This window comes from Priestia taiwanensis (assembly GCF_014638355.1).
GTDB lineage: Bacteria > Bacillota > Bacilli > Bacillales > Bacillaceae_G > Priestia_D > Priestia_D taiwanensis.
The window spans coordinates 989,788-1,008,049 of sequence record NZ_BMFK01000001.1 but is presented as its reverse complement, the minus strand read 5'-3'; the positions used below and the strand labels follow the sequence as shown (position 1 = coordinate 1,008,049).

Annotated in this window: 23 protein-coding genes and 1 pseudogene; 12 read left to right on the top strand and 12 right to left on the bottom strand. The window is 37.5% G+C overall.

Annotated features, from left to right (window positions below):
- Positions 1-17 precede the first annotated feature (17 nt).
- Positions 18-308, bottom strand: a complete 291-nt coding sequence (locus tag IEV41_RS05360) for a YciI family protein (RefSeq protein ID WP_188387387.1) — start codon at positions 306-308, stop codon at positions 18-20.
- Between the two features lie 197 nt (positions 309-505).
- Between IEV41_RS05360 and IEV41_RS05355 the strand changes: the two genes are divergently transcribed.
- A complete protein-coding gene (locus IEV41_RS05355) occupies positions 506-1,063 on the top strand; it encodes a hypothetical protein (protein WP_188387386.1) in 558 nt (185 codons plus the stop codon).
- A gap of 181 nt (positions 1,064-1,244) precedes the next feature.
- Positions 1,245-1,529 carry a hypothetical protein gene (locus tag IEV41_RS05350; protein WP_188387385.1) on the top strand — a complete coding sequence of 95 codons (285 nt, stop codon included), beginning with the start codon at positions 1,245-1,247 and terminating at the stop codon, positions 1,527-1,529.
- 99 nt (positions 1,530-1,628) lie between these two features.
- On the opposite strand, the gene IEV41_RS05345 is transcribed toward IEV41_RS05350, so the two are convergent.
- A complete protein-coding gene (locus IEV41_RS05345; RefSeq protein WP_188387384.1) occupies positions 1,629-2,129 on the bottom strand; it encodes a hypothetical protein in 501 nt (166 codons plus the stop codon).
- A 250-nt stretch (positions 2,130-2,379) separates the two neighbouring features.
- On the opposite strand from IEV41_RS05345, the gene IEV41_RS05340 reads away from it, so the two are divergent.
- Positions 2,380-3,090: a class I SAM-dependent methyltransferase gene (locus tag IEV41_RS05340; RefSeq protein ID WP_188387383.1), complete on the top strand. Its 711-nt coding sequence runs from the start codon at positions 2,380-2,382 to the stop codon at positions 3,088-3,090.
- Positions 3,091-3,123: 33 nt separating this feature from the next.
- On the opposite strand, the gene IEV41_RS05335 is transcribed toward IEV41_RS05340, so the two are convergent.
- Positions 3,124-3,564 carry a hypothetical protein gene (locus tag IEV41_RS05335; protein ID WP_188387382.1) on the bottom strand — a complete coding sequence of 147 codons (441 nt, stop codon included), beginning with the start codon at positions 3,562-3,564 and terminating at the stop codon, positions 3,124-3,126.
- Between the two features lie 123 nt (positions 3,565-3,687).
- Between IEV41_RS05335 and IEV41_RS05330 the strand changes: the two genes are divergently transcribed.
- The 7 genes from IEV41_RS05330 to IEV41_RS05300 all read left to right on the top strand — a co-directional run bounded on the left by IEV41_RS05330 (position 3,688) and on the right by IEV41_RS05300 (position 9,718).
- Entirely contained in the window at positions 3,688-4,143 is a 456-nt protein-coding gene (locus tag IEV41_RS05330) for a GNAT family N-acetyltransferase (RefSeq protein ID WP_188387381.1), read from the top strand.
- 86 nt (positions 4,144-4,229) lie between these two features.
- Positions 4,230-5,510: a kynureninase gene (kynU, locus tag IEV41_RS05325; protein ID WP_188387380.1), complete on the top strand. Its 1,281-nt coding sequence runs from the start codon at positions 4,230-4,232 to the stop codon at positions 5,508-5,510.
- Between the two features lie 3 nt (positions 5,511-5,513).
- Positions 5,514-6,161, top strand: coding sequence for an arylformamidase (gene kynB, locus IEV41_RS05320; RefSeq protein ID WP_188387379.1), 648 nt, complete (start codon positions 5,514-5,516; stop codon positions 6,159-6,161).
- Complete coding sequence (kynA, locus tag IEV41_RS05315; RefSeq protein ID WP_188387378.1) at positions 6,151-6,990, top strand: tryptophan 2,3-dioxygenase; 840 nt, start codon at positions 6,151-6,153, stop codon at positions 6,988-6,990. Before kynB ends, kynA begins: the two co-directional genes overlap by 11 nt.
- Before the next feature lie 33 nt (positions 6,991-7,023).
- Positions 7,024-7,530: a GNAT family N-acetyltransferase gene (locus IEV41_RS05310; protein WP_188387377.1), complete on the top strand. Its 507-nt coding sequence runs from the start codon at positions 7,024-7,026 to the stop codon at positions 7,528-7,530.
- A 27-nt stretch (positions 7,531-7,557) separates the two neighbouring features.
- Entirely contained in the window at positions 7,558-8,862 is a 1,305-nt protein-coding gene (locus IEV41_RS05305) for a serine hydrolase domain-containing protein (protein WP_229722151.1), read from the top strand.
- A 19-nt stretch (positions 8,863-8,881) separates the two neighbouring features.
- Entirely contained in the window at positions 8,882-9,718 is an 837-nt protein-coding gene (locus IEV41_RS05300) for a cobalamin-binding protein (protein ID WP_188387376.1), read from the top strand.
- A gap of 45 nt (positions 9,719-9,763) precedes the next feature.
- On the opposite strand, the gene mraY is transcribed toward IEV41_RS05300, so the two are convergent.
- From mraY to IEV41_RS19965, 8 genes and pseudogenes are all read right to left on the bottom strand, one after another.
- Positions 9,764-10,714: a phospho-N-acetylmuramoyl-pentapeptide-transferase gene (mraY, locus tag IEV41_RS05295; protein WP_188387375.1), complete on the bottom strand. Its 951-nt coding sequence runs from the start codon at positions 10,712-10,714 to the stop codon at positions 9,764-9,766.
- Between the two features lie 278 nt (positions 10,715-10,992).
- Complete coding sequence (locus IEV41_RS05290; RefSeq protein WP_188387374.1) at positions 10,993-11,178, bottom strand: hypothetical protein; 186 nt, start codon at positions 11,176-11,178, stop codon at positions 10,993-10,995.
- 189 nt (positions 11,179-11,367) lie between these two features.
- Positions 11,368-12,021, bottom strand: a complete 654-nt coding sequence (locus tag IEV41_RS05285; RefSeq protein ID WP_188388687.1) for an ankyrin repeat domain-containing protein — start codon at positions 12,019-12,021, stop codon at positions 11,368-11,370.
- 115 nt (positions 12,022-12,136) lie between these two features.
- Positions 12,137-12,802 (bottom strand): TerC family protein, encoded by a 666-nt coding sequence (locus tag IEV41_RS05280; RefSeq protein WP_188387373.1) that lies wholly within the window; start codon positions 12,800-12,802, stop codon positions 12,137-12,139.
- Between the two features lie 191 nt (positions 12,803-12,993).
- Positions 12,994-13,782, bottom strand: a complete 789-nt coding sequence (gene lsrF, locus IEV41_RS05275) for a 3-hydroxy-5-phosphonooxypentane-2,4-dione thiolase (RefSeq protein WP_188387372.1) — start codon at positions 13,780-13,782, stop codon at positions 12,994-12,996.
- A gap of 6 nt (positions 13,783-13,788) precedes the next feature.
- Positions 13,789-14,151, bottom strand: coding sequence for a cupin domain-containing protein (locus tag IEV41_RS05270; protein WP_188387371.1), 363 nt, complete (start codon positions 14,149-14,151; stop codon positions 13,789-13,791).
- Positions 14,152-14,176: 25 nt separating this feature from the next.
- Positions 14,177-15,739: an autoinducer-2 kinase gene (lsrK, locus tag IEV41_RS05265; protein ID WP_188387370.1), complete on the bottom strand. Its 1,563-nt coding sequence runs from the start codon at positions 15,737-15,739 to the stop codon at positions 14,177-14,179.
- Between the two features lie 114 nt (positions 15,740-15,853).
- A pseudogene (locus IEV41_RS19965) lies at positions 15,854-16,046 on the bottom strand (site-specific integrase); the annotation flags it as partial.
- On the opposite strand from IEV41_RS19965, the gene IEV41_RS20340 reads away from it, so the two are divergent.
- Together IEV41_RS20340 and IEV41_RS05255 are read left to right on the top strand one after the other, a co-directional pair.
- Positions 16,000-16,206: an IS3 family transposase gene (locus tag IEV41_RS20340; RefSeq protein ID WP_373284157.1), complete on the top strand. Its 207-nt coding sequence runs from the start codon at positions 16,000-16,002 to the stop codon at positions 16,204-16,206. The pseudogene IEV41_RS19965 and the gene IEV41_RS20340 overlap by 47 nt on opposite strands.
- A gap of 412 nt (positions 16,207-16,618) precedes the next feature.
- Positions 16,619-16,924, top strand: a complete 306-nt coding sequence (locus IEV41_RS05255; RefSeq protein WP_188387368.1) for an LCI fold-containing protein — start codon at positions 16,619-16,621, stop codon at positions 16,922-16,924.
- A gap of 400 nt (positions 16,925-17,324) precedes the next feature.
- Here IEV41_RS05255 and IEV41_RS05250 read toward each other — a convergent pair whose 3' ends face one another.
- A complete protein-coding gene (locus IEV41_RS05250; RefSeq protein WP_188387367.1) occupies positions 17,325-17,525 on the bottom strand; it encodes a cold-shock protein in 201 nt (66 codons plus the stop codon).
- Between the last annotated feature and the right edge of the window lie 737 nt (positions 17,526-18,262).

Below are 18,262 nucleotides of genomic sequence, written 5' to 3'. Positions count from 1 at the left end.
GCTAGTTCGCTTTTTTATTATCCGTTTTCCACAAATAATCCTTCTAATGGTTTCCAAGGATGAACTTCGTAGGTGAATTTTTCTTCTAGTACAGCAGGATCGTTTTCCGTAACTTCTTCCGCTTCTTCTAACGTTTCAACATTGATAATGACTAAACCACCAGTATGGTCGGTGAATGGTCCAGCAGAAACTAAGCGGTCTTGTAAGACATCGACTAAGTAAAGACGATGTGGATGTAATCCCTGTTCCCAAAATGGTTTATCGTCAATCCAAGCAGGCCCCTTTGTGTAAATAATTACTGCTCGCATTATTTATCCTCCACCTTAATTGTGATTTTCTTCACAATTAATTATAATATTTATTTCTATATGCTGTTTTATTTTTATTTCGATAAATTTTGCATCTGCATACGATGGAAAAATAGTCGCTTGTCTCATGCAAATATGTGTATCTAAACGTATGTTATAGGGAAGAGGCTATATGTTAGGTGAAAGGGGGCTGTAAGATGGCGGAGTATAGAGAAAAGCGCAGAAAAGATTCTTCGTACAAAGACGAAAAGTCTTATAGAAGACGTGATAAAGAAAGTGTGCGTTCAGATAGAAAAGACCGTGATAAGAGCGATTCAAAGTATGGAAGTAGAAAAGATCGTGATAAGAGTGATTCAAAGTATGGAAGTAGAAGAGACCGTGATAAGAGCGATTCAAAGTATGGAAGTAGAAGAGACCGTGATAAGAGCGATTCAAAGTATGGAAGTAGAAAAGATCGTGATCAGAGCGATTCAAAGTATGGAAGTAGAAAAGACCGTGATAAGAGCGATTCAAAGTATGGAAGTAGAAGAGACCGTGATAAGGGCGATTCAAAGCGTGAAGGTAGAAGAAATCGTGATAAAAGTGATTCAAAACGTGAGGGTAGAAGAGATAGTTCGAAGCGAAAAGAGAAACCTGTGCATAGTGAATGCGAAAAGTCTAAAAAGCGTGATCGTCCTGAGAAGAATGAGTACAAACAATCTTCGTATGATAACCACGAATATCAACAGCATGGTTGCGGATGGCATTGTTGGTAGAGAGATAGGTAGGTCAAAAAGCCAATGTATGCTTAATGTACATTGGTTTTTTCTTTGAAAAAGGTACCCGCCTTTTTTTCAAAACAAAGACAAGTATCCTTACATATTTTTCTTTCTTTCATATGTTAGTAGAGAAATAAGATTACCAATTTTAGAAGGAGGAAAGAGAATATGGGATATCATGAAGAAGAATTCACTAAAGAACATGACTGTGGTTGCAACGGTGGCGGAAACAACGGTGGAAACAATTGCACTTGTAAATGTAAATGTACTTGTACGTGTAAGGGAAATGATGATGGCGGTCATAGCGGTTGCGGATGCAAAAAACGTTGTGGATGCGGTGGACACGGAGGCGGCTCAAGCAGTGGTTGCGGATGCAGAAAATCTAGTTACGGCGGTCATAGTGGTGGCCATAGCGGCGGTTGTGGATGCAAGAAACAAAAAGGTCCTGGTTGTAGAACGTTAACTGGCTATTCAAGAAATTGTAACTGCGGTTGCAAAAATCGCTGGTGGTAATCAAATAAAAAGACCTCACACATTTCTGTGAGGTCTTTTTATTTATACATTATGCTATTCGAACTGACGTAACATTAGACAGAGGCACTCGTACTATACCTTGAGAAGCGGGAATAGTAAATAATGCAATTTCATTAACTAAGCCTTGAAAAACGGCTCTTCTTTCTGCCCTAGTACCAATGCGAATATATACTGTTGTTCCAACAGGTATACCAAATAGAACGCCAGCGCCTGTGGAGCGAAAGCGACGTCCATCTTCTTCTCGTCGGATATTATTATTAGAATTATTGTTAGTGCTGTTATTGTTAACGCCATCGTTGTCCCTAATAGTATTTGTATTCGTATTTGTGTCAGTGTTGGTATTTGTGTTCGTATTCGTGTTTGTATTATTAATGTTAATACTACGACGATTATCTATTCTATTGCTTCTATTTTGTCTATTCTTTTTCTTTCGTCTCCGCCGTCTATCTTGGCTCTCTTCTTGATTTCGTCGGTTTCGCCGATTTCTTGGTCCAAAGAACATGTTGTCCATATTCTCGATGAGTGACACATGTAACAACTCCTTTTCATTATTTATTCTTCATTAACAAGCGACAATAAGCCCACTAATTGAAGTTTAACTTTATAGTTATCTTATTCTTGTGATAGACAATGGGATTGTGTTTATGGTGTATAAACATAGAAAAATAGATTTTGAATTGTACATGAAAATGTTTATACATGATGGAGGCGATACATATAATTATATAAATACTCCATCTACGTGAAATGGGAAGTGAGTTACGGAAGGAGAATATGTTATGAATAATTGTAGCTACTTTGACTTGTTAGCATATTTAGGTGTAGAAGAGGCCCACCCAGGTGGATTTGAATTAACAAAAAAAATGTTAGGAGCTGTTAGAATTGCGAGTGGAATGAGTGTGTTAGAAGTAGGGTGTGGAACAGGAAAAACAGCTGGTTACATATATGAACAATATAAATGTGATGTTTCAGCGATCGAACCGAACAGTGAGATGTTTGCAAAAGCACAACGGAAATTTCATCAATTACAGCTGCCTATTAAATTATTCAATGCACAAGCAGAGAACCTACCTTTTCAAGATTCAAGATTTGACATCATTATTTCTGAATCAGTAACAGCTTTTTGTTATATCCCAGCTGCGCTAAAAGAGTATACGAGAGTGTTAAAAAAAGATGGAGTATTACTAGCTATTGAAATGACAAAAGAAAAGCAACTTCAAAAGGAAGAAGAAAAAGAGATTTGTCAGTTATATAATATTCCTAACATCTTAACTGAGGAAGAGTGGCGTATGTCATTTGCAAGAGCAGGATTTTCCAAATACAAAGTATTGTTGAGACAAACAATTGCGGAAACAACCCCTCATAATGGTGAGACAATGTTGAATCACCCCATTCCTTCACACTTATGGAATGTATGGAGTACGCATCAACATATCACCGAGAAATATAGAGAGGTATTAGGGCACCGGGTATTTATATGCAAAAAATAAAAGCCGACGATGAAGTCGGCTTCTCGTATTTTATTAGAAGAAGAATAAAGCAGCAAGAGCGATACCAGTAATGAAACCAAAGGCGATAGGATAGCCGCCCCAGCCCCAACCCCAGCCGCCACCACGACCATATCCGCCATCATAAGCGCATACGTCACCGCCGCAATCACGTTTTTTACGACGACGGCGACGTTTCTTGCCATTATTATCATACCCGCCATCACCGTTGTAGAAGAAGCTGTTATTGAAGAAATCATCTCGTTCTCTTCTATGTGAATTTTTGTGCTCACGTCTTTTTTTATCTTTACGAGAACATTCTTTTTCACCTTTGCGTCCATCACGATCGGATGAAGTTGGTTCAATCCACACGCGGTCACGCTCTACTTTTGTAATTTTTCCAACGTGTAGCTGACCATGCTTATCACGGATTTTTACTACTTTACCTTCGTACTTACGACATGTATCATAGTACATGAATAATCCCTCCCTTTCTTTAGTCACTATATGTATAACGTCCATGCCTTGCTTGTACGTTTAGCTCATTTATCGAAAATATATAGATGCTATTGTCTAGAAAAATAAAAGGAGAATGCAGAGATGATTTGTTTATTGGATGTAGATAATCAAGAAACAGCGAAAGAGTTATATACTATGCAACTAGAGTCATATAAGGTAGAAGCGAATTTAATTGATTTTCATGATTTGCCACCATTAAAGGAAACATTGGAAGTATTGCAAGCTTCACAAGAAACATTTTATGGATATTACATGGAAAACAAGTTAGTAGGTGCAATTTCCTATAAGGTAGTAGATAATGTTCTCGATATTCATCGTGTTATTGTGAAACCAACGCATTTTCGAAGAGGAATCGCGCAGGAATTGATGAAGAAGGTACTATATTTACCTAAGCAACTAGACAAAGTTATTGTGTCGACAGCAAAGAAAAATACTCCTGCAATTCATCTATATAAGCGATTTGGATTTCGATTAGTAGAAGAAATCTATCTAACTGATAAGCTGACACTAGTAAAGATGGAGAAGTCGTTCGTGTAAGTAAAGGGAGAGGTTTGTTTACATATCTCATTAAAAGGTATAAAATTCAGAATATAAAAAACTTTTTAAAAAAGGAAGGTTAATGTATGAGACATGTAGACACGACTCTTTCTTATGCGCAACTTTTAGACCAGCAAGATGCATTGGCATCATTCCGCGGAGAGTTCTATCAAAAAGAAGGTACGATTTATTTAGATGGAAATTCTTTGGGATTGTTATCCAAAAGAGCAGAGAAATCATTATTGTCTTTATTGAATTCGTGGAAAGAATTAGGGATTGACGGGTGGACATTAGGAGAAAATCCATGGTTTTATGTATCTGAACAGCTAGGATCATCTCTTGCTCCCTTAATTGGCACCGCTTCAGAAGAGATAATTGTAACTGGTTCTACTACGACGAATATTCATCAGGCAGTTGCAACATTGTATAAGCCTACTGCAAAAAGAACAAAAATACTTGCTGACGAATTAACATTTCCCTCTGATATTTATGCATTACAAAGCCAACTTCGCTTGAAGGGATATGACCCGGATGAACATCTTATTCGTGTGAAAAGCACTGATGGCCGTATACTATCCGAACAGGCTATTATCCAAGCAATGACAGAAGATGTGGCACTTATTTTATTACCGAGCGTGTTATATCGAAGTGGACAAATATTAGATATGAAGCTTCTGACAGAGGAGGCACATAAACGAAATATTATAATAGGATTTGATTTATGTCACTCAATTGGTGCAATTCCTCATGAATTATCTGAATGGGGTGTAGATTTCGCTGTATGGTGCCATTATAAGTACTTGAATGCAGGACCTGGGGCAGTTGCTGGTTTGTATATGAACAAGAAACATTTCGGTACGATGCCGGGCCTCGGCGGTTGGTTTGGTTCAAAGAAAGAGAAACAATTTGATATGGAACATATGTTAACACATGCTGAACATGCTGGAGCATACCAAATTGGTACACCACATATGTTAAGTCTTGCGCCGTTATTAGGTTCTCTCGAATTATTCCAAGAAGCAACGATGGGACGATTACGAGAAAAGTCATTACAGTTGACTCGTTATATGATGGATTTAATTGAAATAGAATTAAGTAACTATGGCTTTATTATTGCGAATCCATTAGAAGATCATCGACGTGGTGGACATGTTTATTTGGAACATCCAGAAGCAGCTCGTATATGTAAAGCATTGAAAGCAAATCAGGTTATTCCAGACTTCCGTACACCGAATGGTATTCGTCTCGCACCTGTTGCCCTTTATAATTCATTTGAAAATGTACATAGAGCAGTACAAACGCTAAAAACAATTATGGAAAAAGAACAATATAAGCAGTTTGAAAATACACGAGAGGTAGTTGCATAGCCAATGAAGAAATGGATAGATATTTCACAAGCGTTAACGAATGATATTGCTGTTTGGCCAGGTGATACCCCTTTTTCCTATGTAGTAAATTGGCCGATGGAACAAAGTGGCTCAGTAAATGTCGGCAAAATAACAATGAGTACTCATACTGGAACACATGTAGATGCACCATTCCATTTTGATAACAACGGAAAAAAGGTGCTAGATTTAGATATTAACGTATATATAGGAAAAGCAAGAGTAATTGATGTCTCTATGTTTGAGCAAGTTGGGATAAAAGAGTTAGAAAACTATCAGTTAGGTGGAGTGAGTCGTCTTTTACTCAAATTATCGCCAAATGCAAGTGATAGTGAATTCCCTCGTTATATTCCGTATATCGAAGAGGCGGCTGCATCGTATTTATGTGCGAAAGGCGTTCAATTAATTGGAGTCGATGTTCCTTCTGTTGATCCAGTGGAAAGTAAAGAGTTAGTAGCGCACCATGCTTTGTTTGCACATGGTATTCACATTTTGGAGAATCTAGTTCTTCACCATGTAAAAGAAGGGGAATATGAACTTATTGCTTTGCCATTAGCATTGCAAGACGCTGATGGTAGCCCGGTTCGCGCTGTATTACGAGAGATAGAGGGGGAGAAGAGTGATGACAGATAAACAAGTGGATAAAATAGAAGCTGGCATTCATACTGATTTTCGTAACAATATGACGTATGGTGATTATTTAAAGTTAGAAACGTTACTTAGTAGCCAACAGCGTTTATCAGATCATCATGATGAAATGTTATTCATCGTTATTCATCAAGTAAGTGAGTTGTGGATGAAGCTAATGTTGCATGAAATAAGAGCTGCGATTATAAGTATAAGTAACGGAGAACTTTCTCCGGCTTTTAAAATGTTAGCACGTGTATCGAAAATTCAATCACAAATTATTCATGCATGGGACGTACTCTCAACGTTAACGCCGTCGGAATATTTGGAATTCCGAGACGAACTTGGTCAATCTTCCGGGTTCCAGTCCTATCAGTATCGTATGATTGAATTTGCACTGGGATATAAAACACCGCATGTTCTTACTATTTATGAAAAAGATACAGAACTTTTGAACATATTACAAGAGGCATATGCAGCACCTAGCTTATACGATGTAGCGATTCGTGCACTTGCAAGAGAAGGGTTGCATATTAACGAAGAAATACTTACACGTGATGTGACAAACCCATATAAGAGTGACGATTCAGTCGCAAAGGCGTGGTGTGCTGTCTATTCTAACGTGGAGAAGTATTGGGATTTGTATGAACTTGCGGAGAAGTTAATTGACATTGAGGATTGGCTTCAACAGTGGCGTTTCCGTCATATGAAGACAGTTGAACGTATTATTGGGCATAAAGTAGGAACTGGTGGATCATCAGGTGTTACATATCTAAAGAAAGTATTAGATCATCGCTTTTTCCCAGAGTTATGGGATGTACGAACGACGTTGTAAGTTTATTCTGATGGTATGAAAGAGAGGAAGAAAATGAAGATAAAAGAGGTTACGGAATTATTGTACTCAGAGCAAGAGGAATTAATCGATCTTCTTATAGATGTGGTAGCGGAGGGGGCGTCTCTTGGGTTTCATGATCCCGTTCAGGAAGAGATTGCTCGGACATACTGGGCAAATCTTTTGAAAAAAGGTGTGATTTTATTCGTCGCATATGATAACAATGAATTAGTTGGCACGGTACAACTACATGTATGCAATCGTGAGAATGGATTACACCGCGGGGAAGTTGCCAAATTAATGGTGCATCCTAACGCTAGAAGAAAAGGAGTAGCGCACCGACTCATGCGTCAGCTTGAAGAGAAGGCAAAACAAAAGAAATGCACATTGTTAGTGTTAGATACACGTGCAGGGGATGGTTCGAACGACTTCTATCAAACAATTGGATATACGATATGTGGAAGAATTCCGAAGTTTACATATTCACTTTCAGAAAATGTCTATCATGATACGGTTTTATATTATAAGGAAATAGGTGAGTGAAAGGAAAGGAAAGGGGAGTGGAAGTAGGTGAAGTTAGGAGAGAGGATTAATAATTGGATTGATTCATACGATCGAAACAGTTATTTAAAAGGTTCGATATTAGTTGCATCGAATGAAATGCTTCTTGTGAATAAGGGATTTGGGATGGCCAATATAGAATATAACGTGCCTAATGAGCCTACAACGAAATATCGTATCGGTTCTATTAGTAAATCCTTCACTGCGATGGCTATTTTTCAATTACATGAAAAAGGAAAATTACATATAGATGACTATATCGCACAGTATCTCCCACACTATCCGAACGGCCACCAAATTACAATTTATCATTGTTTAACACATAGTTCTGGTATTCCTAATTATACGGGATTTCCAGACTTTTGGTCATATACAATGCGACTGCCATTGTCTTTACCACAGCTTATCGAAACGTTCAAAGATAGAGGAGTAGAATTCGCGCCTGGAAGTAAATTTGCTTATTCTAATTCTGGCTATGCACTGTTAACATCTATTATTGAAGTTGTTTCTGGGAGAACATATCCAGAGTATATACAAGAGAATATATGTGAACCGCTTGGGATGAAAAATACAGGTTGTGATAACGGGAAGAAAATCATTCCGAATCTTGCTGCCGGCTACTCATTTTGGGAAGAAATGATTTATCCGGCTCATGCTGACTTATCTTTTCCTTTAGGCGCGTACGGATTATATTCTACAACAGAAGATTTATTTATTTGGGATTATGCGTTGAAAACCTCTCATTTATTAAGCAAAGATTTAACGGAGAAAATGTTAACACCTAGTCTTACGCCATATGCATCTGGTTGGATGGTGTCCAAAGTATTAGGGCGAAAATGTATGTATCATTGGGGAGATATTAGTGGTTTTTCTAGTATATTTCTTCGCTTTGTTAGTGAGCAATTGACAATTATCTTTTTAAGTAATGTGAATATGACACCAGCAATGCCTTTAATGAAAGACTTAGCAAAGGTCATTTTTGGTGAAGATGTTATGTTGCCAGCTCCACTTGTACCAGTACCATCAACGAAGAAGATAGAATCTATTACGGGTAAGTATGTTCTTCAAGAAGATGAAACAAAAGTTCTCGAGATTTCTCTGCAACCAGAAGGTCTCTATTTAACACTTTCTAAAAAATATGGGGAACTATATAAATTTCAACTGATCTTAACAAATGAGGAATTAACAAGAACAATTTTTTCAACAGAGATGATTCATGAGCAACTAATCTTTCACTATACACTATCAGGTGGTATCGAAAGTATAGAATACCTAGATTGTGATGGTGGGAGTTTCACGCTTAGGAAGATATAAAAAGAGAAAGGAGAACAAAATGAGGATTATTTCCATTTGTCCAAGTAATACAGAACTCATGGCCTATTTAGATTGTCTACATATGCTAGTAGGCGTAGATGATTATTCAGACTGGCCGGAATCTGTCAAAGATTTACCACGACTTGGGCCAGATTTATGTATTAATATGAATCTTGTTGAGAGGTTACAACCAGATTTGGTAGTTGCTTCTTTAAGTGTACCGGGAATGGAGCGGAATATTGAGGAGTTAGAGAAGAGGCGGATTTCGCATATTGTGTTGAATCCACAGTCGCTAGAAGATATTAGTAATGATCTCCTAACATTAGCTGCCAAATTAGGTATACAAGAAAAAGGAGAGCAAGTCGTTGCTCGTTATCGTGATTTCCTTGCAGAGTATAGGAATATATCCGCTACAATTCAAGAGAAGCAGACACTTTATTGGGAATGGTGGCCAAAGCCGGTATTTTCACCTGGAAAGGTCAATTGGTTAACGGAAATTAGTGAATTAGCTGGTGGGGTGAATATATTCCAAGATGAAGATGTTGCGAGTGTACAAACAGGCTGGGAGACAATACGAAAGAAAAATCCAGCACATATTTGTTTAGCATGGGTTGGTGTACAGACGAATAAAATGAATCCAGCTATTGTTGCAAAGAGAGAGGGATGGAACGAGATAGAAGCAATACAAAAGGGGCACATTCACATTATGGAGGAGTCATTATACTGTCGACCATCGCCGAGATTACTTCTTGGTTTAAAGAAAGTAGCCGCACTTATTCATCCAGAAAAATACCCAGTAAATGATGGAGTAGATCCATTGTTAAGAGAAGAGATGAGGGAAAATAGAACGAACTAAATAGCACCTTTAAGTGATTTATTATCCTTAAAGGTGCTATTTAGTTTACATAAAAAGATACCAATATACATACGCAAGACCACAACCGAGCCATGAAATAAATCCGAAAATCGTTACAATTTTATTTTCGCTCCAGCCATACTTAATGCTGAAGTGATAGTGAATAGGTGACATCCTGAAAATTCTCTTACCCGTCATTTTGTAGAAATATACTTGAATGATAACGGAGAATTGCTCAGCAAAATAGATGATGAATAAGAGTGGTACAAGAATTTCAACATGCTCAATAACAGAGAAGAATACAAGAATTCCACCTATTGCTAAAGAACCTGTGTCACCCATGAAGCCCTTTGCAGGGTAAATATTGAAAATAAAAAAGCCCAATAGACAGCCTACTAAAGCAATAGATAAAATTTGTATTTCAATATGACTACTCGTTAAAAAGAAGAAAATAAAAGTTGGAATTGCTACATTTGTTAATAATCCGTCCATTCCATCTGTAAAGTTAATGGCATTTGCTGATCCTACTATAAAAAGTGAAATGAGAGGTACATACAAGAAGAGTGGCATGATAATGGAGAACTCTTTTGTAATATGTATCGTCGCATCAAATTCAAAGTAGTGAATTAAGAAAAATAAAAAGATAAATGTAAAGATAAATTGAAAGATTAGTTTCGTCTTTCCTGATACACCACCGGGATCTTTCTTCACTGCTTTCCATGAATCATCTAAAAATCCGATGAACCCAAACGCCACAAAGATTGCGCATAACAGAAGCATGAAATTGCTCGTTGAATAAAACAAGGCGACAAAGACTCCAATATAGAATACGATGCCAACCATAAGTGGTGTGCCTTTTTTTTGTTGATGATCAGGGGGTAATTCTTTCCTAATTGGTTGAATAACATTCATTTTTTTAAAGAAGAAGATAACAAAAGGTGTAATAAGTGTCACGAGTAAAAAGGAAAAAATGCCCGGATTAAACACTGTATACATTCATTATTCAGCTCCACTCATTAAAGAAAATTCAAACAATACGTTTTTATGTTATGACGTGAGTTGGAAGAAGGTACGGAGGCGAATGACATAACAAATCCATCATACCATTTATTGGTTATTTTGTGCACGTATAATTAATTATGTACAAGAAAAAAGAACATGAGCCATCATATGCTCATGAATATACATATTATGTGCTACTAAAGGAAGGATAAAGGACCAAGGAGACCTTTGTTCTTCCTTTAGTAACTATTTACTTAGTCTGTAAGAAAGAGTCATCGCGATGCAAATTGATTCTCTTCGATACTTGGATGGAGGAAGAGGATGAAGGGAAGAAGAAGTACAAGTACGAAGATTGCAGGAATCCAACTGACAAATATCCATCCTTTCGTGTAAGAAATATCGAATACATACGAGTACAATAGTCCGCTTGTGACTACTAACAATAACAGAAATATCATTTGAATCACCCACCTTATTTCACGATATGTTCCTTTTTTTAAAACGTGAGTATAGGGTATGGGGAGTAGAATGAAAATATAGTTCAAATGTATTCGTTTTCATAAATTTTGATTGCTTTATTTATTTTATGATTAGAAAGTTATCTTTATGGTCACTAGAAAAAAATAACCTTCTCCATGTGATGAAGGTTATTTTGCACCGGCTTGCAGCAGAATTTGTTCAATTTCTGTAAAGCCTTTTTCTTTTGCGTGTTGAAGAGGAGTAATGCCATCTTTATCTGGAATATTGACGTCGGCACCGTGCGTAATTAATAAAGAGATAACTTCTTGTTGTCTCGGGCCACCACTATTTAATACAATTGCCTCCATTAGCGCTGTCCATCCGAGGTTATTAATGTGATTGACATCTACTTTGGTACGAGTTAGTAGTTCTTTTACAACTTCTACGTGCCCGTGTTCCGAGGCAGGGATTAACGGTGTACCACCATATCGATTTGTTAATGTTGGATCTGCACCGGCATCAATTGTTAATTTCAAAATCTCCAAATATCCTTCTGCACCTGCATAAAGAAAAGGATTATCTTGTTGTTTATCTTGAATATTTACGTCAGCTCCGTTATCAATTAATAATTTAGCCATATCGTAATCATTGTTATGTGTCGCAATCATTAATGAGGTTCGACCTTTTGCGTCTTGGGCATTGATAGGTATGTCATCTTTAAGAAGCGTAAGTACTTTTTGTGTGTCCTTTGCCTCTACTGCTTGAAATAAGGTTATCTCTTGTTTGTTACAACCTTGTAAGAGTAGAGCGCTTAAAAGTATTACTATGTACCGTTTCTTCATCATTATCTCTCCCTTCTATATAAATAAAAATAGCCTCCTAATAGAACGGAAGGAGACTATTTCTAGTGTTATTGTAACGGATAGTTAGAACAAACTTCAACTAACAGGTTGTTATTTATGTTGGTTTCCGCTGACTATGCATTCTTCCAAGTAATAAAACACCAACAACTAGGACAATTGTTAGCCCCCATTTCAACATAGGATTGTTTAAGAAGAATGCTTGTAAAAATGGTTCATCAACAATCATTTTAGAAGCTGTCCATGCTAATACGGCAGATCCGATGTAAATAATGATTGGATAACGATCAATTAATTTAAGGATGAGGGTACTTCCCCATACAACGATAGGAATACTTATTAATAAGCCGAGAACAACCAATAAGAAGCTACCGTGGGAGGCACCAGCGATGGCAAGAACGTTATCAAGTCCCATTACAGTATCAGCAATAATGATTGTTTTGACAGCTGTCCATAAACTGTCGGACTTTACATCGCCATGTTCTTTTTCATCTACTAACAACTTGTACGCAATCCAAACGAGCAAAATCCCGCCGACAAGAAGTAATCCTGGTATTTTGAGTAACCACGTTACTGCTAGTGTGAGCAAAGCACGAATAATAATAGCACCAGCTGTTCCCCAGAAGATTACTTTCTTCTGTTGGTCTTTTGGCAAATTACGTGCGGCTAAGCCAATTACGATAGCGTTATCTCCTGCTAACACTAAATCAATAACGACGATGGATAATAAGGCTGACCAAAAGTCTGCTGTGAAAAAATCCATGAAAAACACCCCCTCATCTTAAAATTTTCCTTCCTGAACGAAAATATCCGTAGCAGTGTTATCCACTTAATCCTAAAAAAGAAGGAAGAGGGAGCTCGCTCTATACTTATTGTACGTATGTGTAGAAAAATGGAGTGGACATAAAAATAAAAAAAGAGAGCTGTTATAGCCCTCTTAACATGAAAGGTGTTTTAAGATGAATGTGCAACTTCTTCATACAATTCTATAGCTTCTTTCACTTGAAGTTTGTTTTTCACGATGCCATGAATCGCTTGTATCATGGCGAGTGGATACTCCGATTGCCAAATATTTCGGCCCATATCAACACCAGTAGCCCCTTGTTGTATAGCGTTGTATGTTAGTTCAAGGGCTTCTTCAATTGTATTAAATTTTGGACCACCTGCTATAACAATTGGTACTGGGCATGTAGAGGTGACTTTCTCAAAGTTATCACAATAGTATGTTTTTACGATATCAGCGCCTAGTTCAGCGCATACACGAGAAGCGAGTGCGAGGTATCGTGCTTCACGTTTTTGTAGTTCTTTCGCAACAGCAGTAATGCCTAGCACTGGTAAACCGTAGTCGTGGGCATTTGTCACGGTAAATGCTAAGTTTTCTAACGTTTGTTTTTCATAAGCTGAACCGACAAATACGGATACTCCGACACCGATTACGTTGTGGCGCAGTGCTTCTTTCATAGATGTTACGATAGCTTCATTTGCTAAATCTTCACCGACAACAGTGGAGCCTCCAGATACACGTAAGACCATTGGAGTACGGCAAGTAGTTGGCATTGTCGAAGATAGGACACCACGTGTTAAGAAGAGAGAATCCGTATATGGCAATAAAGTTTCTACCGTTTTATGAGGATGTTCTAATCCATGAATAGGGCCAAGGAAATAACCGTGATCTATTGCAAGCATGACAGCTCCACCATCTGGGAGAATGGTTTTTAATCTATTTTGAAATCCCCAAGTCATCTATTATCACTCCTTTGAAATAATTGGATTTGGTACTGTCACTGTATCTTTTTTAGATAAGTGAGGAGACTTAATAAAGAGAGCTTTGAACGGTGCTGTTGAATTATTAATAAGATAGTGTGATTCGTGTGGGCGTAATTGAAGAAGATCCCCTTTTTGAAGAGGCACTCTTACATCATTTATATAAAAATCTATTTCTCCTTCTAATACGTAGAATACTTCTTCGCATGTGGAGTGATGATGATTTGGAAAGTCTTGACCGGGTTTAATTACAACAATTCCACAATCAATGTTAGGGCCTTTCACTAAATATTTTGGTCCGCTATCTCCAAAGCGATAGTCGAAATCATTTTCGTTTACTTTTAACAAGGCATGTCGTCCTTCCGTATAGATTTCAAATAGAACCAGGTGCTTTCCACATATGTGATGTATAGCCGTTATCAGCTAAAGTAAGCTGCGTAGCATACACGGTTCGCCAATTTTCATAGAGAGAGGAATATTGCTTATGAACGTCCATGTTTGGCTCATACGTTGTATCCCATTTGACGAAAGTTTGAACGGCATCTTCAATTGTTTTGAATACACCAACACCAACGCCTGCCATTAGTGCTGTTCCTAGAGCTGCAGCCTCTTTAACGACAGGTACTTTTACACGGACCCCCAAGACGTCAGCGAGAATCTGACACCATAGCTTTCCTTTCGATGCTCCGCCAGCAAATATGACTTCTTGTGGAAAGGAACCAGTTAGCTGTTCAATTAGCTTCAAATTTCCTAGTGTAACGAAGCATGCATTTTCTTCAATAGCTCGGAATATTTCTTTCTTACCGCATATAGTAGAATCTAATGATAAATTGAGGAAGGACGGAGCAGCGTGTCGCCATGAAATAAAGTTCATTGTGTTAGAGAAGATTGGAATGATACCGTTAGAGCCAGGTGGTACGTCTTTAGCTTGTTCTTCTAATAATTCGTATGGATCCATATCAAGAGCGAGTGCTTTCTTTTTTTCTTCTTCACAGAAGGTATCACGGAACCATCTCATCACAAGCCCTGGAAAGAATGCGATTGTTTCATATTGCCACATGTTAGGGATGGCATGACAATTAACCCGTATGCGAGCGTCGGGGTCTGTATATGCTTCTGTAATATTTACTTCCTGTTGCCAAAAGCTACCACCACATATAAATGTTTCACCGTCTTTAATAACAGCCGATCCAATAGAAGCCATCTGTGCATCACCACCGCCAGTAACGACTGGGGTATTAATTGCTAATCCGGTTTCTTTGGCACTTTCTTTTGTAATGCTACCGATGATTGTACCAGCTTCGTTGACGGTAGGGGTATGGGGGAGATGGATCGTACACATTGTAGAAAGGGAAGATTCCCATTTGCGATCCGCTAGATGAAAGATTCCTGTTGTACAACCATTAGAAGGATCTACTTGCAGAACACCGGATAGTTTGTATAGAATCCAATCGTTAATCATCGAGAAGCTATGCATGTTGCGATAAATAGTTGGTTCATGAATTTGAAGCCAAAGAAGGCGCGGCAGGGCAGCTAGTGCTAATGTTTGGCCGGAAACAGTATAGATTGTTCTCTCCATGTTTTCTTCGATTTGTTTTAGTGCGACAACTTCATTAGAGGCCCTAGCATCAACGTTTGCGCACCCCCATATCTCTTTCCCGTCTTTGTCATACAAGACGAATCCTTCTCGCATACTTGTGGCACTAATTGCTTTAATAGTAGTAGGCCCTATCTTGCTTTTTTGAAGTACTTCACGTGTGCATTCTTTTACTAACTCCCAGTTTTTTTCGTAATCAAAGTCCATGGAACCTAGATAGGAGAGGTTTGGCGGATGGACCCATTCACGCTGTGCAATTGCCAGCTCATTCCCTTGTAAATCAAATAAGATAGCACGGATGCTGCCTGTACCTGCATCGTAAGCTAATAAAGCAGACATTAAGGTCCCCCTTTCTTCTGGAAAAATCCTGCTGTATCAACGTATGTCGCTGTTTATCCGTTTATGCGTACAGGTAGAATTGTCGTTGGAATTTTCTGGTGGTCACACGTTTGGTCACGCTTTTCCAAATACTTCGTCTAGCTTGTCCGATACAGTTCGCTGCATTTTCGGTAATACATGACTGTAGATATTCGAGCGTGACCAATCTTTCCGAAATTAGCTTAACATTCACGTTTTGGGCGATAAGTAAAGTCGCATGAGTGTGTTGTAGATTGTATATTCGGATACGGGGAAGTCCTGGTTTTTTCAGTCACTTTAAGTCGGAGTGCTTTAATCTATATTCCTTCAAAAAAGCTGATGAAGTTATAATTACTGCTCACAAATACATACGTTTTTATAATTATCAAAGGTTTCAAAAGAAATTAAACAACCTGAGTCCTTATAAATATAGAACGCAGGCTGCTTAATTGTGCTCTTTTAATACTGTCTACTTGACAGGGGTCACTGCATTAATGGGATGTGCCGCTTTTTACGTTGTAGAAAATGTGGTCTGCACTATGCACTAGTACAAGAAGACGACGCAATTTCCCAATATATTTGTGAGTGAAATTGGTAGGGGAAACCGAGTTTAATAGGAGTCTTGGAATCGCTATAAAAGGTGGATTAAGCGAATATACACAAGAAACTTTTATAGGGATTTGAACAATGGAGGTTGGTGGTAGGGGATTAAAGAGATGTAAAAGTCGATTTATTTTCCCAGCATATAGTCAACATCATATTACATTTTTTTACTTTCCGTGGTGTTATGATTAGCTTAACTCTCAACAGACAATTTGATAGAAAGACTAATTTCGAAAAGAATAGTTTTTTTGTTGAAAAATGGAAATAGGAGCATTAGCGACTGGAATTATGTTATCCGGAGGAACCGGTGCTGTATCAGCAAATACAGAAGGTGTAGATAATACTAAACAAGTTGCACCACTTGCATATTATTATAATTATGAGTACGGATTTCCTTATGAGGATGTTGATGGACAAAATAGCTATAGAACTACTAGTTTTTATAGACATGATGGCATTTTTGCCAATTCTTTTTATAGTGAAGGAAAAACGTGGTACTTGAAAGGTATTTCTCAATATAACCAAGATAGCAGTGCATATGGTCACTATGAGGCAAGCAAATAAAGTTTGAAGAAAAAAGCACTCATTTGAGTGAGGGAGGGACCTTATAGAACTATAATACAACACAAAAAGACGTATAACTCATGACGAGTTATACGTCTTTTCTACCTATGGAGTTCTCAAATACATTCCTGATGTACGATTATTATAATCACATCGTGTGTGGATTATGCAATAAAATTGGAATGCTTTGTATATGCATGTTACTCAATTAATACATATAGAGGTTAATGGATTATCAGAATCGACAAGAGTGCAGAGTTAGCAGAAAGCTATTTTAGAAAGCATACTTCTGTTGATCATGCTATTGATAGAAGCCCTCAACAAAAATAACCAAAGTGGATATAAAAAAGAGGCATCCTAATGAAAGGATGCCTCTTTTTTATCGTTACATTAATAAAAATTAAAGTTTTACGATGTTTGTAGCTTGTGGTCCGCGTTGACCTTCTTCTACTGAAAACTCAACTTTTTGACCTTCTTCAAGTGATTTGAAACCGTCACCTTGAATAGCTGAGAAGTGTGCGAATACGTCTGCTCCGCCTTCAACTTCGATGAAACCGAAACCTTTTTCTGCGTTAAACCATTTTACTGTACCTTGTGTCATTTTAATGACCTCCATTAATATATTTAATAAGATGACATTTCTTCAAAAAGAAAAAATTCACATATTACAAAAAGTAAAAAATAAACACTAATACTCTTTGTAATAGGTGAATTTATTGTTTTCTTGTAACAAATCTTATTGTATTTAGTATACAATAAGAAATTACATTTGTCTAGTACAGAGAGCACATACATTTAAAAAATATTGAAATGAAATTTGACAGTACTGAAAATAAAGAAGGCTTTAGTGAGTTTTACTCAAACAAATTAATAAATTCGGTATTTTATTATAGAAAGCTAACATTAACCACAGGACAAACACCTATGTCTATACGTCGCCAGATAGAAATGTTATATCAAGATTATCTAATACATGATATAGAGGGAATTAAAATTCTTAATAAAGTCATAGAAGATGAAGGCGATTTAGAAATTAAGAATATATAAGCATGAGTTAGTTCATGAGGGAATTTATAGTACAACAAAAGGATAGAACAACCGTTAATGAGAGCGTTTGAACTATCCAGTGTTTATTTGAAGTATAAAAACGGAGTAGGTAAGGAACTACGTATTCTTCCGATAATACATTCGATAAAAGAGCACACTGACCATACTACGGTTACTCGACGGTATCAACCCGCAGTTACTCGAGAAGCAGATATACTTATTTCAACAGGTGTTTGGCGAGCCTGTCTCATTCGACGGAACGCTAAAGCAATTCACGTTAACCGTACGCAA

Coding starts and splice junctions, on each gene's coding strand:
- IEV41_RS05250 (WP_188387367.1), bottom strand. CDS start 17,525: ATGACACAAGGTACAGTAAAATGGTTTAACGCAGAAAAAGGTTTCGGT.
- IEV41_RS05330 (WP_188387381.1), top strand. CDS start 3,688: ATGATTTGTTTATTGGATGTAGATAATCAAGAAACAGCGAAAGAGTTA.
- kynB (WP_188387379.1), top strand. CDS start 5,514: ATGAAGAAATGGATAGATATTTCACAAGCGTTAACGAATGATATTGCT.
- mraY (WP_188387375.1), bottom strand. CDS start 10,714: ATGTATACAGTGTTTAATCCGGGCATTTTTTCCTTTTTACTCGTGACA.
- IEV41_RS05310 (WP_188387377.1), top strand. CDS start 7,024: ATGAAGATAAAAGAGGTTACGGAATTATTGTACTCAGAGCAAGAGGAA.
- kynU (WP_188387380.1), top strand. CDS start 4,230: ATGAGACATGTAGACACGACTCTTTCTTATGCGCAACTTTTAGACCAG.
- IEV41_RS05285 (WP_188388687.1), bottom strand. CDS start 12,021: ATGAAGAAACGGTACATAGTAATACTTTTAAGCGCTCTACTCTTACAA.
- kynA (WP_188387378.1), top strand. CDS start 6,151: ATGACAGATAAACAAGTGGATAAAATAGAAGCTGGCATTCATACTGAT.
- IEV41_RS05355 (WP_188387386.1), top strand. CDS start 506: ATGGCGGAGTATAGAGAAAAGCGCAGAAAAGATTCTTCGTACAAAGAC.
- IEV41_RS05255 (WP_188387368.1), top strand. CDS start 16,619: ATGGAAATAGGAGCATTAGCGACTGGAATTATGTTATCCGGAGGAACC.
- IEV41_RS05290 (WP_188387374.1), bottom strand. CDS start 11,178: ATGATATTTCTGTTATTGTTAGTAGTCACAAGCGGACTATTGTACTCG.
- lsrF (WP_188387372.1), bottom strand. CDS start 13,782: ATGACTTGGGGATTTCAAAATAGATTAAAAACCATTCTCCCAGATGGT.
- IEV41_RS05335 (WP_188387382.1), bottom strand. CDS start 3,564: ATGTACTATGATACATGTCGTAAGTACGAAGGTAAAGTAGTAAAAATC.
- IEV41_RS05280 (WP_188387373.1), bottom strand. CDS start 12,802: ATGGATTTTTTCACAGCAGACTTTTGGTCAGCCTTATTATCCATCGTC.
- IEV41_RS05340 (WP_188387383.1), top strand. CDS start 2,380: ATGAATAATTGTAGCTACTTTGACTTGTTAGCATATTTAGGTGTAGAA.
- IEV41_RS05300 (WP_188387376.1), top strand. CDS start 8,882: ATGAGGATTATTTCCATTTGTCCAAGTAATACAGAACTCATGGCCTAT.
- IEV41_RS05350 (WP_188387385.1), top strand. CDS start 1,245: ATGAAGAAGAATTCACTAAAGAACATGACTGTGGTTGCAACGGTGGCG.
- IEV41_RS05360 (WP_188387387.1), bottom strand. CDS start 308: ATGCGAGCAGTAATTATTTACACAAAGGGGCCTGCTTGGATTGACGAT.
- lsrK (WP_188387370.1), bottom strand. CDS start 15,739: ATGTCTGCTTTATTAGCTTACGATGCAGGTACAGGCAGCATCCGTGCT.